Below are 13999 nucleotides of genomic sequence, written 5' to 3'. Positions count from 1 at the left end.
CGGATGATCGAGGTGTCGGCCAAACCGGGCTCCCGCCGACGCGAGCAGACCCGTGCCCGCCTGCTCGACGCGGCCCACGAGGTCTTCGGCGACGTCGGCATGGCAGCGGCCTCCGTGGAGGCGATCTGCGAGCGCGCCGGGTTCACGCGGGGCGCCTTCTACTCGAACTTCGAATCGAAGGAAGAACTCTTCCTCGCCCTCATCACCCAGCTGTCCGAGGACAAGCTGGAACAGGTGGCCGGGCGCGTCCGCGAACTGGCGTCCGGCTCGCGAGCGCTCGACGCCACGGCCATCGTCGACCAGGTCGTCGGGGTCTCGCTCGGGGACCGGATGGAGCCGCAGCTGATCGCCGAGATCCGGGTGCAGGCGCTGCGCGATCCGCGCATGGCGGCGGCCTACCTCGCGTGGCAGGACAGTCTGCGGGTGCGGGTGGAGCAGATCATCGAGCAGGTCATCGACGCCTACGGCGTGCGACTGCGGCTGCCCGTCCCGGATGCGGCGCAGCTCCTGCTCGACCTCTCCGACGACACGTGCACCCGCGCGGCCATGGAGGGCCGGACGCGGGAGGAGATCGGGGCGCTGCTCAATGCGCGCCTCGAGCGTCTCGTCGTCGTGCTCGTCGAGGCGCCCGCGGTCTAGTCGCTCGTCACGAGCGCGTGGCAGCGCGCCAGTCGTGCGACCCACCACGCGCGCCGGTCCTCTGATGCCGCGAGGGCGGCGAGCCGCTCGGGATCCGGGGTGACCCTGCCCACCGTGAGTCCCCCGCCCTCGGGGAGGAGCGGCGGCGTGACGATGTCGGCGGTGAACAGGGCGGAGGTGCCGAGACCGCAGTCGAAGTCGAGCTCGGGCAGCGCCGCCGCGAGGGCGACCCCCATCGACAGTCCGACGCTGGTGTCCAGGGCGCTCGAGACGACGGCGGGGAGACCGGCTTCGTCCACGATCTCGAGGGCACGGCGGACGCCGCCGAGCGGCTGCGCCTTCACGACGATGATGTCGGCTGCGCCCGCGCGGGCGACGGCGAGCGGGTCGGCGGCCCGGCGGACGCTCTCATCCGCCGCGATCGGGATGCCCATGTACTTCACGCGCCGCCGCAGTTCCACGAGTTCGTCGACGCTCGCGCACGGCTGCTCCGCGTACTCGAGGTCGAACTCGGCGAGGGCGTGCAGGGCGTGCTCCGCCTCGTCCACGTTCCAGCCGCCGTTGGCGTCGACACGGATCCGCCCCTCGGGACCCATCGCCTCGCGCACCGCCCGGACCCGCGCGACGTCGTCGGCGAGGCGCTGCCCGGCCTCCGCGACCTTGACCTTGGCCGTCCGGCATCCGCCGAAGCGGGCCAGGACGCCCGCGACGGATGCCGCGTCGACGGCGGGCACCGTGGCGTTGACGGCGATACGGGTGCGGACCGGTGCCGGCTGCGCCGCCCACCCGAAGTCGATCGCCGCGGCGAGCCACGCCGATGCCTCCGCATCGTCGTACTCCGGGAACGGGGAGAACTCCGTCCATCCCTCGGGGCCCTCGAACACGACGGCCTCGCGGACGTCGATGCCGCGGAAGCGCGTCGCAAGGGGGAGGGCGACGACATGGGCGCCGGCGAGGAGCTCGGGCAGCGAAGGCAGGGTCATACGCCCATCCTGCCCGTCGCGGACGCGGCGCGAGGGTGATTCAGAAGTGCAGCCCCGTGAATCGGGTGCTGCGGATCTCGTACTGCGCGTCCACCATCGGATCGCGCGTCGGGCGGCTCTGCGCGGCCCGCTGCTCCTCGTGGGTGACCGGCTTCCCGAAGATCGCATGCCTGATGCTCGTCAGCACTCGCTTCGCTGCCATCGTGTCCTCCTGCGCTCATCCTGACACCCGCGCGGGAATATGCGACGTACGCTAGACAATAGTGTGCGAGACACAGTACAGTGTCAGGCATGACCGATACCGAAGCGCTCGACACGCATCTGCAGGAGCTGCGGCGCGGGACCATCGTCCTGGCATGTCTGCGCCTGCTGACGCACCCTGGCTACGGCTACGGGCTGCTCGAAGAGCTCCAGGGGCGCGGGTTCGACACCGATGCCAACACGCTCTACCCCCTGCTCCGTCGCCTGGAGAAGCAGGGACACCTCACGAGCGAGTGGAACACCGATGAGGCGCGGCCTCGGAAGTTCTACCGCACGAGCGCGGCGGGTCACCGGCTCGCCGCCGCCCTCACCGACGACTTCCACGCGATCGCGGGCGCGATCGCCGCTCTTCCGCAGGAGGAATCATGAACGCCACCCTCACCGATCGCTACATCCTCGCCGTCACACGTTCGGTGGCGGAGAAGCAGCGCGACGACGTCGCCGCCGAGCTGCGGGCCTCGATCGCCGACCAGATCGACGCGCGCGTCGAGTCCGGCGAACCGTCTCCCGAAGCCGAGCGTCAGGTCCTTCTCGACCTGGGCGCGCCCGATGTGCTCGCCGCCGGGTACATGGACCGGCCGCTGCACCTGATCGGCCCCCGCTACTACCTCGACTGGCTCCGGCTGCTCAAGCTGCTGCTCGCCGTCGTGCTGCCGTGCGCGGCGTTCGGCATCGCGCTCGGCCAGGTGCTCAGCGGCGCGGGATTCGGCACGGTCGTCGGGTCCACGATCGCCGGCGTGCTCAACGTCGGTGTGCACCTCGCCTTCTGGGTGACGCTCATCTTCGTGATCCTCGAGCGCACGGGCTCGCGTCCGCCGCGCGAGGAGGACGGCTGGACCCTCGAGGGTCTGCCGCAGCCGCGGGAGACCGGCGCCACGTTCGGCGACATGCTCGGGACGCTGGTCTTCCTCGCCCTCGGCGCAGGGGCGATCCTGTGGGACCTGAACCTCGGGTTCGTGCCGGGCGAGGACGTCTCCTTCCTCGACCCCGGTCTCTGGCCGGCGTTGGTGACGGGCCTCTTCGTCGTGATGGCGCTGGAGGGCGCACTGGCCGTCGTCGTGCACGTGACCGGGCGGTGGACGTTCCCGGTCGCCGTGGTCAACGCGGTGCTCGGACTCGCCGTGGCGGTGCCCGCACTGTGGCTGCTCTTCCAGGACCGGCTGCTGAACCCGGACTTCTTCCCGACCGTCCTCACGTCCGGAGACGGCACCGACGTGCACCGGATCCTGGCGGTCATCGCCGGCTTCGGGATCGTGGCCGTGACGCTGTGGGACATCCTCGACGCCTTCCGCAAGGCGCGTCGGTAGACTTCCGCGGTGACCCGCCCGCTGCCCCGCTTCCCGCTCGACATCGAGGCGGTGCCGCGGCCGGCCCGGTCCTCGGCGCTCCTGGAGGCCCTCGCCTCCCGTGTCGTGATCGCCGACGGCGCGATGGGCACGATGCTCCAGCGGCACGAGCCGACGCTCGCGGACTATCAGCAGCTCGAGGGCTGCAACGAGATCCTGAACGTCTCGCGGCCGGACATGATCGCGGCGATCCACGACGAGTACCTCGCGACGGGGATCGATGCCGTCGAGACCAACACCTTCGGCGCGAACTGGTCGAACCTGTCGGACTACGGCATCGATGACCGGATCGTCGAACTGGCGGCGGCGGGCGCCCGCATCGCGCGCGAGCGCACCGAGGCCGCCGAGGCCGTCGACGGCCGGCTGCGCTGGGTGCTCGGCTCGATGGGGCCGGGCACCAAGCTCCCGAGCCTCGGCCACACGACCTACGAGCACCTCGCGGCGACGTTCGCGCTGCAGGCCGAAGGGCTCATCGACGGGGGAGCCGATGCGTTCCTCATCGAGACGTCGCAGGATCTCCTCCAGACCAAGGCCGCCGTCAACGGCTGCAAGCGGGCTGTCATGGCTCGCGGCATCCGTCTGCCTATCTTCGTCGAGGTGACCGTCGAGACGACCGGCACGATGCTGATGGGCAGCGAGATCGGCGCGGCCCTCACGGCGCTGCAGCCCCTCGGCGTCGACGCGATCGGGCTGAACTGCGCGACGGGTCCGGCCGAGATGAGCGAGCACCTCCGCCACCTGTCGAAGCACTCTCCCGTCGCGGTCGCCTGTATGCCGAACGCGGGGCTTCCGGTCCTCACCGCCGACGGCGCGCACTACCCCCTCACACCCGACGAGCTCGCGACCGCGCACGAGCAGTTCGTCCGCGAGTTCGGCATCGGGCTCGTGGGTGGCTGCTGCGGCACGACGCCGGAGCACATGCGGGCCGTGGTCGAACGCCTCGAGCCGTATCGGACGGGCGGCGCGGTGCCCCGCGCCGCCGACCTGGAATCCGGTGTCGCGAGCCTCTATCAGCACGTCCCCTTCGACCAGGACGCCTCCTACCTCGCGATCGGCGAGCGGACCAACGCGAACGGCTCGAAGGCGTTCCGCGAGGCGATGCTGGAGGAGCGCTGGGACGACTGCGTCGACATCGCGCGCAACCAGATCCGCGTCGGTGCGCACCTCCTCGACGTGTGCGTCGACTACGTCGGACGCGACGGCGCCGCCGACATCCGCGAGGTCGTGTCGCGGTTCGCGAGTGCCTCGACGCTCCCGCTCGTCATCGACTCCACCGAGCCCGCCGTCATCCAGGCGGGGCTGGAGCTCATCGGCGGGCGTCCCGTCGTCAACTCGGTGAACTACGAGGACGGCGACGGCCCCGATTCCCGCTTCGGGCGCATCATGCCGCTCGTCAAGGAGCACGGCACGGCCGTCATCGCCCTGACGATCGACGAGCAGGGCCAGGCCCGCACCGCGGAGGACAAGCTCCGGATCGCCTCGCGCCTCGTCGACGAGCTCGTCGGCACGTGGGGCATGCGCGTCGGCGACATCGTCGTGGACTGCCTGACCTTCCCCATCGCGACCGGCCAGGAGGAGACGCGGCGCGATGCCATCGAGACGATCGAGGCCATCCGCGCCCTCGTGGCGAAGTATCCCGGCATCCACACGACCCTCGGCGTCTCGAACGTCTCGTTCGGCCTGAACCCGGCGGCACGGTCGGCGCTGAACTCCGTGTTCCTCCATGAGGCCGCCGCGGCGGGGCTGAGCTCCGCGATCGTGGATGCCGCGAAGATCGTGCCGCTCGCCTCGCTCCCCGACGCGCAGCGCCAGGTCGCGCTCGATCTCGTGTGGGACCGGCGCGAGTACGACGCCGACGGGAACATCACCTACGACCCGCTCGCCGTCATGCTCGACCTGTTCGCGGGCGTCGACACCGCCGCGCTCCGGGACCAGCGGGCCGCCGAGCTGGCCGCCCTGCCCGTCGGGCAGCGGCTGGAGCGGCGCATCATCGACGGCGAGGCGAAGGGCCTCGAGGGTGACCTCGACCTCGCCCGCGCGGGCGGGCTCACGGCCCTGCAGATCATCAACGAGCATCTCCTCGAGGGCATGAAGATCGTCGGCGAGCGGTTCGGGTCGGGCGAGATGCAGCTGCCGTTCGTGCTGCAGTCCGCCGAGGTCATGAAGACCGCCGTGGCGCTGCTCGAACCGCACATGGAGCGCTCGTCCGCGTCGGGCAAAGGCCGGATCGTCCTGGCGACCGTGCGCGGCGACGTGCACGACATCGGCAAGAACCTCGTCGACATCATCCTCACGAACAACGGCTACGACGTCGTCAACCTCGGCATCAAGCAGCCCATCGCCGACATCATCGCGGCGGCCGAGGAGCACGGCGCCGACGTCATCGGCATGTCCGGCCTGCTCGTGAAGTCGACCGTCGTGATGAAGGAGAACCTGCAGGAGCTCCAGTCCCGTGGGCTCGCCGGCCGTTGGCCCGTCATCCTCGGCGGCGCCGCGCTCACCCGCGCGTACGTCGAGGACGACCTGGCGGGGCTCTTCGACGGCGAGGTCCGCTACGCGAAGGACGCCTTCGAGGGCCTCGCGCTGATGGAACCGCTCGTGAAGATCGCGCGCGGGGCGGATGCCGCGTCGGTCGGCCTGCCGCCGCTGAAGAAGCGCATCCACCGCGCCGGGTCGCTCCTCACCCTGACCGAGCCGGAGGCCATGCCCGCCCGCTCGGATGTCGCAGCCGACAACGCCGTGCCGGCGCCGCCGTTCTGGGGCACCCGGATCGTCCGCGGCATCGCCCTCGCGGACTACGCCGCGTTCCTCGACGAGCGCGCGACGTTCATGGGCCAATGGGGGCTGAAGCCCGGTCGGGGCGAGGACGGGCTGTCCTACGAGCAGCTCGTCGAGACGGAGGGTCGCCCGCGGCTCCGGTACTGGCTCGACCGCATCCTCGCCGAGGGGATGCTGGACGCGTCGGTCGCGTACGGGTTCTTCCCCGTCGTGAGCGACGGCGACGACGTCGTGGTCCTCCATCACGGGGACGACCGTGCCGGTGCGCTGGGCACCGCGGGCCTGCTCGCGCCGGACGGCGGCTCGGGCGGCCAGGTCGGCGCGGAGCGCCTGCGCTTCCACTTCCCGCGGCAGCGTCGCGACCGGCACCTGTGCCTCGCGGACTTCGTGCGCGCGCGCGAGTCCGGGCAGGTCGACGTCCTGCCGGTGCAGCTCGTGACGGCGGGCGCGCGGATCGACGCCGTGACCGCGAAGCTGTTCGCGGAGAACCGGTACCGCGACTACTACGAGCTCAACGGGCTCGTGATGCAGCTGACCGAAGCGCTCGCCGAGTACTGGCACGCCCGCATCCGCTCCGAGCTCGGCTTCGAGGGCGAGGACCCGGCCGAGGTCGCGGGGCTCTTCAAGCTCGAGTACCGCGGCGCCCGGTTCTCGCTCGGCTACCCCGCGTGTCCCGACATGGAGGACCGCCGCAAGGTGGTCGAGCTGCTGCGGCCGGAGCGGATGGGCGTCGAACTCAGTGAGGAGCTGCAGCTGCATCCCGAGCAGTCCACCGACGCCTTCGTGTTCCACCACCCCGAGGCCAAGTACTTCTCGGTGTGAGGCGGGCCGTTCAGCCGGTGGGGGTGTAGATCCAGACGTCGGTCGAGGGGCGGCTGTCCATCCCCGCCCACGTCGTGCCGCCGACGGCGATCAGCACGTCGCCGGCCCACACGGCCGCGCCGACGGTCTCCGCCGCGCCGGGCGGCGCGTCCAGGGGCGACCACGCGCGGGCCTCGTCGTCGTAGAGATGCCCTGCTGCCACGGAGTAGCGCCCGCCGCTGACGTCGCCGAGCCAGCTCTCGCGCGGTGCCGGCGGGTCGGGGAGCGCCGACCAGGCGCCCGACGGGAGGGTGATGACGCCGCCGTACGGGTACACCCGGCCCCAGTTGTTCACTTCGCCGCCGTCGGCGCCGCCGAGCTGCGGCGCGATGAGCCGGTCGCCGTGGACCGCCCATGACCAGCCGCCGATCTGGCCCGTGTCGGGCAGGCGCGTCCACGTGCCGGTCTCCGCGTCCAGCAGGGCGGCCAGCGTGAGCGAGGGGACCTCCGAGCCGGGGCTCGGGACCAGTTCCTTGGCGGTCAGCACGACACCGGCCGCGGTCGGCGTCAGCATCCGATCGAACGCCGGGCCGATCGGATCGTCGGGGAGCTCCGACCAGGCGCCCGCGGCCGCGTCGTACGCGTAGTCGGGGACGACGCCGCTCTCATCGCTGCCCGAGACGAACAGGATGCGGTCGCCGTCCGCGACGGGCATGTGCCAGGTGACCGCGGCCGGAGCGTCGAACTGGGTCCACGCGTCGGCCTCGAGGTCGTAGGAGAGCAGCCGGGTCTCCGCGCCGTCGAAGGCGGATACGACGAGGTGTCCGGCGGCGTACGCGCCGGAGGACATCCCGAAGGCGAAGGGCGCCGACGCGATCTCATGCCAGGTGTCGGTGGCCGGATCGTACGCGGCGCCGTCGGCCGTCACGTCGGGAAAGGCACAATCGGCGTTCGGCGGGCAGGGCGGGCCGACGGAGCCCCCGACGACCAGGACCTCGGACCCGGTCCACGCGACGGTGGCGAACTCGCGCGCGTCCAGCGGGAAGTCCGCCGCCTGCTCCCAGTGCGTGCCGGATGCGGCCGGCACGAGGGTCGCACAGGCCGACAGCGACGCGGCGGCCATGAGCGCGCCGATCGACGCCACCGCGTTCGCGAAACGAGGCCTCATGACTCAGGAGTGTCGCAGACCGCGACGCCGTCTCGCTCGGCGCTGCGGGTCAGGCGACCTTCTGGCCGCACATCCCGCACACGCCCGTGGGCGGAACCTGCACGAAGCAGTCCGGGCACAGCGTGACGGGACGCTCGACGACGGGGGCCGCCGCGGCGCGGCGCGGTGGCAGGGCACGGTCGCGCCGCGCCGTCTCGCGGCGGGTCTCGACGATGGCGGCGACCGTCGGCTCGGGCCGGTGGGTCGCGCAGTAGAAGCGGACGAAGCCCGCGTGGTTGTTCGGATGCCGGTGCTTGACGGCCCAGAGTTCGGTCCGCGGATGCGGCGCGGCATCGACGCCGCAGCCGGCGCAGCGCGTCGGTTCGCCGGGCTGGAGGTCGGCGACGAGCATCGGCGTCTCGAACGGGAGACTGTTTCGCCAGTCGGATGAGGTGGTGATCTTCATGGCAGGTCCTTCCGGCGGCATCCTGAGAAGGAGTCGCCCCTACCAGTTTCCCATGCTGACGCGCGGTGCGGGGACCACCGGCTGCGTGACGGGCGCGGGGGCGACCGGTTTCGCGCGCCGGAGAGCGGCGAGGATGGGACGGCCGACGAGGGTCAGGCCGAGGACGGTCGTGACGGCGCGGAGCGTGTCCCATCCGGCCGTCGACGTGAGGAGCGAGTAGACGAGGAAGCTGCCGAGGTTCTCGCCGAGGGAGCCGCCCGGCAGATAGGAGATCCCGGTGCCGGATCCGACCGCGAACGGCCAGAACCACAGGTTCATCAGCAGCCCGAAGAGGTAGGACGCCGCGACGCCGTACCCGCACAGGAGCGCGATCTCGGCGCGACCGCGGATGCGGCGGGGGAGGAGGCCCGCGAGGGCCCCGACCCAGCCGCACGCGAACATCTGGAACGGCAGCCACGGTCCCACCCCGCCCCACACGATCGCGGACAATCCGACGGCGGCGGCACCGAGGAGCAGCCCGAACCGGGCGCCGTACGCGCGCCCCGCGAGGATCAGCAGCACGAAGAGCGCCTCCACGCCGCCCACGCCGGTGCCGGCGATGCGGATCGCGGCCCCGATCGCGGCCAGCACCGCGAGGAGCGCGAGCGTGTGCGCCGATCGCACCGAGCCGTCGAGCGCCGCGAAGACGACGAGGACGGCGACGGGAGCGAGCGCGAGGGCGATGAACGGGACGGCGGCGTACGCGTCCCCCGGAAGGGCGGATGCCATGAGCGGCCACGTGAACGCCGCGAGGGCCGCGAGGTTCGCCGCGACGAGGGCCGCCCGGCGGAGGCCGGCCGCCCGCGAGGACGGGCGCGGGGCGCCGGCGGGATGGGGCGCGGGGGACGGGGCGGCAGGCTTCGGGCGCGCCGGCGTCCGCGCCCGGGCGGATGCCGCGGGGCGCGTCGCGTCGACCCCAGGCGCGGCGGGCTCGCGACCGAGGGCCTGCTCGGCGGCCGCCGGCTCCCGCAGCCGGCCCGCGCGGATGGGGATGACGCGCGCGCCGAGCGCGCCGGCGAACGCGGCGTCGTGCGTCGCGATCAGCACGGCCGCGCCGGCATCCGCCTCGGCGGAGAGCGCGCCTGCGACGAGGATCCGGGCCTCGGGATCGAGGCCGCGGGTCGGTTCGTCGACGAGCAGGACCCGGGGGCGGTGCGCGGACTGCAGGGCGATCGCGAGACAGCGGCGCTCGCCGACGGACAGGTCGCGCGGATGCTGGGGGAGACGCCGGATGAAGGCCGGGTCGCCGACATCCAGGCCGAGGAACGCCGCGAAGCGGCGGGCGGTGGCATCCTGCGGCAGCCCGGCCCGCCGATCGGCATGCCGGCACTCCAGGGCCACGCGGTCGCGCAGGAACAGGTCGTCGGACGCGTCAGGGACGAGGGCGATCGCCCGCCCGCGCGGCGGTGCTCCGTCGACGCGTACGTCGCCGGCCGCGCGGCGCGCCGGAACCGCGATCGCCGCGAGGAGGCTCGATTTCCCGGCGCCGTTGGGCCCCGTGAGTGCGGCGATCTCGCCCGCATCCAGGCGCAGTGCGGCATCCTCGACGACCGTCGCGGCCCCGTGCCGCACCGTCACCCCCGACACCGAGAGCCCCGTCGCCTCCCCGATCCGTCGGAGGTCGGCGTCGCGCCGAGTGGACCCGACCGGACGCGCCGCCGACGCGCGGATCTCCGCGGCAGCGGCCGTCACGGAGGCGACCGCGTCCTCGAGTCCGCCGTCCGCGATGCGCAGGATGCGGTCGGCCGCGGCCGCCAGATCGGCGATGCGGTGCTCCGCGACGACGACGCACACCCCCGCCTCGTGCGCGAGGACGTCCAGCAGACGCGCGATGCGCGCCCGGGCCGCCACGTCGAGGTCGGCGAGAGGCTCGTCGACCACCAGCAGGATCGGCTGCTCGACGACGGCGGCCGCGATCGCGACGAGTGTGGCCTCTCCCGCCGACAGGCCGGCGAGGGGGCGGTCGAGGAGCGCCGTGATCCCGACCCGCCCGGCGACCTCCGCGACATGCGCGCCGACGATCACGGGTGCCACCCCGCGCAGCTCGAGGGCCAGGCCGATCTCGTCCGCGACGCCCGTCGTCGCGAAGGCGTCCCGCGGGTTCTGCAGCACCACACCGACCGCGCGGGCGGTGTCCCGTGGCGGGACGGCGGACCGGTCGAGCCCGACGACGTGCACGCCCCCCGAGAGCGAGCCGCCGTCGACGTGGGAGTGCAGCCCGCTCAGGGTGCGCAGCAGCGTCGACTTCCCCGCGCCGGTCGGCCCCGACACCACGACGAGCGTGCCCGGCTCGAGCACGAGCTCGTCGATGCGCAGCACCGGGGCGTCGCCGAACCCGACCGTCGCGCCGCGCAGGGAGACCGGCTCGGCGCACGCGCCCTCGAGTCCCCGCCCGCCGTACCCGCGGAGCTCGAGGGCGGCGGCGACGGCCGTCGCCCGTTCGAGGGTGCGCTCGAGGACGGGGGAGAGGATGCGGGCACCCTGGCGCTCGCCGCGCAGCTGCCGCGCGAAACGCACCGCCCGGACGGCGTCCGCGAGCGCGGGGAGGGTCGCCCACGCGACCGACAGCATCCGCGCGATGCCGCGGAACGGGCCGCGCCGCGCCCCCCGGGCGAGGAGTCGGGGCAGATCGAGCGCGGCGTTGAGCACCCCGAAGACGAGGATCGTCGCCGCGATCGGCACCGCGCTGATCGCGGCCGCCCACAGACCGTCGGTCGTGGCGGGGCCGAGTGCGACGACGTGCGCGAACGGCGGTGGCAGACGCAGGCTCGGCAGGTCGAGCAGGACGGTGCCGTTCCCGTCGGCGCCGTGGAACAGCACCCGGTAGACGACCCGGACGACGATGAAGCCGGCGGCGAGGGCCGCCGCGGCTTTCAGCGGTCCGGGCCGGAAGCTCACGGGGTCGGCGCTGCCGGTTCGCCGTTGAGGGTGAAGAGCAGCTCGACGCTGTCGCCCGGCTCGAGGGAGAGGGTCGAGGCGCCCTCCGTCGCGTAGCCCCACTCGCCGTCGGCCGGTTTGACCCACAGCGACCAGTACGCGAAGGCGGCCGGCATGGTCTCGCACGTCTCGGTGTACGCGGTGCCGTCGTCGGACGTCAGCACCTCGTCGGCGGCGGGGGACCCGTTGACGCGGCACACGATGTCATCGGGGTACTGCGTCGTCCCCACCGTCTCCACGCCCGCGTCGGCGAACGCGTCGGCCGCGAGGACCGCGGCATCCGCCAGCACGCACGTCTCGGACGACACCTCGTCGGCCGCGGCGAGATCGCCCGCGTCGACGATCACGCTGACGCCCGCGCACTCGCCGTCGGCGGAAGCGCTCGCTGTCGGGCTCGAGGGGGAGGCGGTCGGGGAGGAGGAACACGCGCCGAGCGTGAGGAGGAGCGCGGCCGCGGCCGCGAGGGTGAGGAGCTTCGAAGTCACCGATCCAGCGTAGGCCGCGGCATCCCTCGCCGCCGGGCCGGCGGACCCGGCGCGTAATCTGGTCCGGTGACCGTTTCCGACCTGTTCGACCCGACCGAGTGGATGCCGGCCCCCGGCGCCGACGGCTACTCCGACATCACGGCCCACGTCTCCCTCGACGGGCGGATCGCGCGCATCGCCTTCGACCGGCCCGAGGTGCGCAACGCCTTCCGGCCGCACACCGTCGACGAGCTGTACCGCGCGCTCGACATCGCGCGGCAGGACCCGAAGATCGGCGTCGTGCTGCTCACCGGCAACGGCCCGAGCGCGAAGGACGGCGGCTGGGCGTTCTGCTCCGGCGGCGACCAGCGCATCCGGGGCCGTGACGGCTACAAGTACTCGGACTCCGAGACCGCCGTGGCCGACCCCGCCCGTGCCGGACGCCTGCACATCCTCGAGGTGCAGCGGCTCATCCGGTTCATGCCGAAGGTCGTCATCGCCGTGATCCCCGGGTGGGCCGCGGGCGGCGGGCACTCGCTGCACATCGTGTGCGATCTGTCGATCGCCTCCGCCGAGCACGGCCGGTTCAAGCAAACCGACGCCGACGTCGGCTCCTTCGACGCCGGCTACGGGTCGGCCTACATGGCCCGCCAGGTGGGACAGAAGGTCGCACGGGAGGTGTTCTTCCTCGCCGAGGAGTACTCGGCCCAGCGCGCCTACGAGATGGGCGCCGTCAACCGCGTCGTCCCGCACGCCGACCTCGAGCGCGAGGCCATCGCGATGGCGCGCACGATCCTGGGGAAGTCGCCCACGGCGATCCGGATGCTGAAGTTCGCGTTCAACGCGGTCGACGACGGCATGGTCGGCCAGCAGGTGTTCGCCGGCGAGGCCACCCGGCTCGCCTACGGCACGGACGAGGCCGTCGAGGGCCGCGACGCGTTCCTCGAGAAGCGCGAGCCGGACTGGTCCGCGTACCCGTATCACTACTGATGCGACTCGAGCCGGTCGACACCGCCGACGCGCGGGCCGTGCTCCGCGCGCTGCGCGGCGCCGTCCTGGGCGCCGGTCCCGCCGTCGCGCTCGGCGCGACCGCGCCTCGGGACGTCCCGGCCGGCACGGCCGTCGTCGTCACGACCTCCGGATCGACGGGCTACCCGAAGAGCGTCGTGCTCAGCCGCGCGGCACTGACCTCCGGTGCCCTCGCGACCGCCGACCGGCTCGGCTCCGGCTCGTGGCTGCTCGCGCTGCCGCCGTCCTACATCGCCGGCGTGCAGGTGCTCGTACGCGCGCTGGTCGCCGACCGCGAGCCCGCGATCCTGTCGGGTCCGTTTCATCCGGCGGCCTTCGCCGCCGCGGCCGCCGGCATGGCCTCCAGCGAGGGTGGCCGGCGCGTGCCCACGTACACGTCGCTCGTCCCGGCCCAGCTCCAGACGCTGCTGGACGCCGGTGAGACCGACCCGCGGATCATCCCCGCGCTCGCCTCTTTCGAGGCCATCCTCGTCGGCGGCCAGGCGCTGCCGGCCGCGCTCGCCGCGCGCGCGGCGGCCGCGGGGGCGCGCGTCGTGCGCACGTACGGCTCATCGGAGACGAGCGGGGGCTGCGTCTACGACGGCGTCCCTCTCGACGGCGTCGGCGTCCGCGTGACGGACGGCGAAGTGCAGCTGTCCGGCCCCATGCTCGCGGACGGCTATCTCGACGACCCCGAGCGCACGGAGGCGACGTTCCTCCGCGATGCGGACGGCACCCGCTGGTACCGCACGGGGGATGCCGGCACGTTCGACGGCGGGATGCTCCGGGTCACCGGGCGCATCGACAACGTCATCGTCTCCGGCGGGATCAACGTCTCGCTCGACCGCGTCGAGCATGTCGTGCGCGCCCTCCCCGGCCTCGCCTCCGCGGTCGTCGTCCCCGTCGCCGACGAGCGCTGGGGACAGGCCTCCGTCGTCGTGGCGCCCCGCGCCGCGGGTCGCGACGCGGACGATCTCCTCGCCGTCGTGCGCCCCGCCGTCGCGGACGCCCTCGGCGCCCCGGCCCGCCCCCGCGCCGTCGTGCTCGTCGAGGAGATGCCGCACCTCCCGAGCGGCAAGCCCGACCGCGCCGCGCTGCGCGCCCTCGCGGACGGCTGAGCGCACGGCGCC

General features: G+C 73.3%; 12 protein-coding genes. 6 read left to right on the top strand and 6 right to left on the bottom strand.

Annotated elements, in window-relative coordinates; translation table 11 throughout:
• Window positions 1-3 precede the first annotated feature (3 nt).
• Window positions 4-639, top strand: a complete 636-nt coding sequence (locus tag QZL85_RS05290; protein ID WP_295574534.1) for a TetR/AcrR family transcriptional regulator — start codon at window positions 4-6, stop codon at window positions 637-639.
• Here the strand turns inward: QZL85_RS05290 and QZL85_RS05285 are convergent.
• Both QZL85_RS05285 and QZL85_RS05280 read right to left on the bottom strand, forming a co-directional pair.
• Window positions 636-1622 carry an o-succinylbenzoate synthase gene (locus tag QZL85_RS05285; protein WP_295574531.1) on the bottom strand — a complete coding sequence of 329 codons (987 nt, stop codon included), beginning with the start codon at window positions 1620-1622 and terminating at the stop codon, window positions 636-638. The two genes, QZL85_RS05290 and QZL85_RS05285, sit on opposite strands and share 4 nt — an antisense overlap.
• Before the next feature lie 40 nt (window positions 1623-1662).
• Window positions 1663-1824: a hypothetical protein gene (locus QZL85_RS05280; protein ID WP_295574530.1), complete on the bottom strand. Its 162-nt coding sequence runs from the start codon at window positions 1822-1824 to the stop codon at window positions 1663-1665.
• An 89-nt stretch (window positions 1825-1913) separates the two neighbouring features.
• On the opposite strand from QZL85_RS05280, the gene QZL85_RS05275 reads away from it, so the two are divergent.
• The 3 genes from QZL85_RS05275 to metH are packed head-to-tail and all read left to right on the top strand — an operon-like array spanning window position 1914 to window position 6829.
• Entirely contained in the window at window positions 1914-2252 is a 339-nt protein-coding gene (locus QZL85_RS05275) for a PadR family transcriptional regulator (protein WP_295574527.1), read from the top strand.
• On the top strand, window positions 2249-3190 hold the full coding sequence (locus QZL85_RS05270; protein WP_295574525.1) for a permease prefix domain 1-containing protein: 942 nt from the start codon (window positions 2249-2251) through the stop codon (window positions 3188-3190). Before QZL85_RS05275 ends, QZL85_RS05270 begins: the two co-directional genes overlap by 4 nt.
• A gap of 21 nt (window positions 3191-3211) precedes the next feature.
• Window positions 3212-6829: a methionine synthase gene (gene metH / locus QZL85_RS05265; protein ID WP_295575641.1), complete on the top strand. Its 3618-nt coding sequence runs from the start codon at window positions 3212-3214 to the stop codon at window positions 6827-6829.
• Window positions 6830-6839: 10 nt separating this feature from the next.
• On the opposite strand, the gene QZL85_RS05260 is transcribed toward metH, so the two are convergent.
• From QZL85_RS05260 to QZL85_RS05245, 4 genes are read right to left on the bottom strand one after another with little or no spacing between them, the layout of a single operon-like run.
• On the bottom strand, window positions 6840-7976 hold the full coding sequence (locus tag QZL85_RS05260; protein ID WP_295574523.1) for a hypothetical protein: 1137 nt from the start codon (window positions 7974-7976) through the stop codon (window positions 6840-6842).
• 49 nt (window positions 7977-8025) lie between these two features.
• A complete protein-coding gene (locus QZL85_RS05255) occupies window positions 8026-8421 on the bottom strand; it encodes a glucose-6-phosphate dehydrogenase (protein WP_295574520.1) in 396 nt (131 codons plus the stop codon).
• Between the two features lie 39 nt (window positions 8422-8460).
• The gene (locus tag QZL85_RS05250; RefSeq protein ID WP_295574518.1) at window positions 8461-11358 is read right to left on the bottom strand and encodes an ATP-binding cassette domain-containing protein; all 2898 of its coding nucleotides are present in this window, start codon (window positions 11356-11358) and stop codon (window positions 8461-8463) included.
• Window positions 11355-11882: a hypothetical protein gene (locus tag QZL85_RS05245; RefSeq protein WP_295574516.1), complete on the bottom strand. Its 528-nt coding sequence runs from the start codon at window positions 11880-11882 to the stop codon at window positions 11355-11357. The genes QZL85_RS05250 and QZL85_RS05245 overlap by 4 nt, the downstream gene beginning before the upstream one ends.
• Window positions 11883-11948: 66 nt before the next feature.
• On the opposite strand from QZL85_RS05245, the gene QZL85_RS05240 reads away from it, so the two are divergent.
• Complete coding sequence (locus QZL85_RS05240; protein ID WP_295574513.1) at window positions 11949-12851, top strand: 1,4-dihydroxy-2-naphthoyl-CoA synthase; 903 nt, start codon at window positions 11949-11951, stop codon at window positions 12849-12851.
• Entirely contained in the window at window positions 12851-13987 is a 1137-nt protein-coding gene (locus QZL85_RS05235; protein WP_295574512.1) for an AMP-binding protein, read from the top strand. Before QZL85_RS05240 ends, QZL85_RS05235 begins: the two co-directional genes overlap by 1 nt.
• Window positions 13988-13999 lie beyond the last annotated feature (12 nt).

Source organism: uncultured Microbacterium sp. (genome assembly GCF_900078385.1).
Lineage (GTDB): Bacteria > Actinomycetota > Actinomycetes > Actinomycetales > Microbacteriaceae > Microbacterium.
The sequence above is the reverse complement of the archived record's forward strand: the minus strand, read 5'-3'. Positions and strand labels throughout refer to the sequence as shown.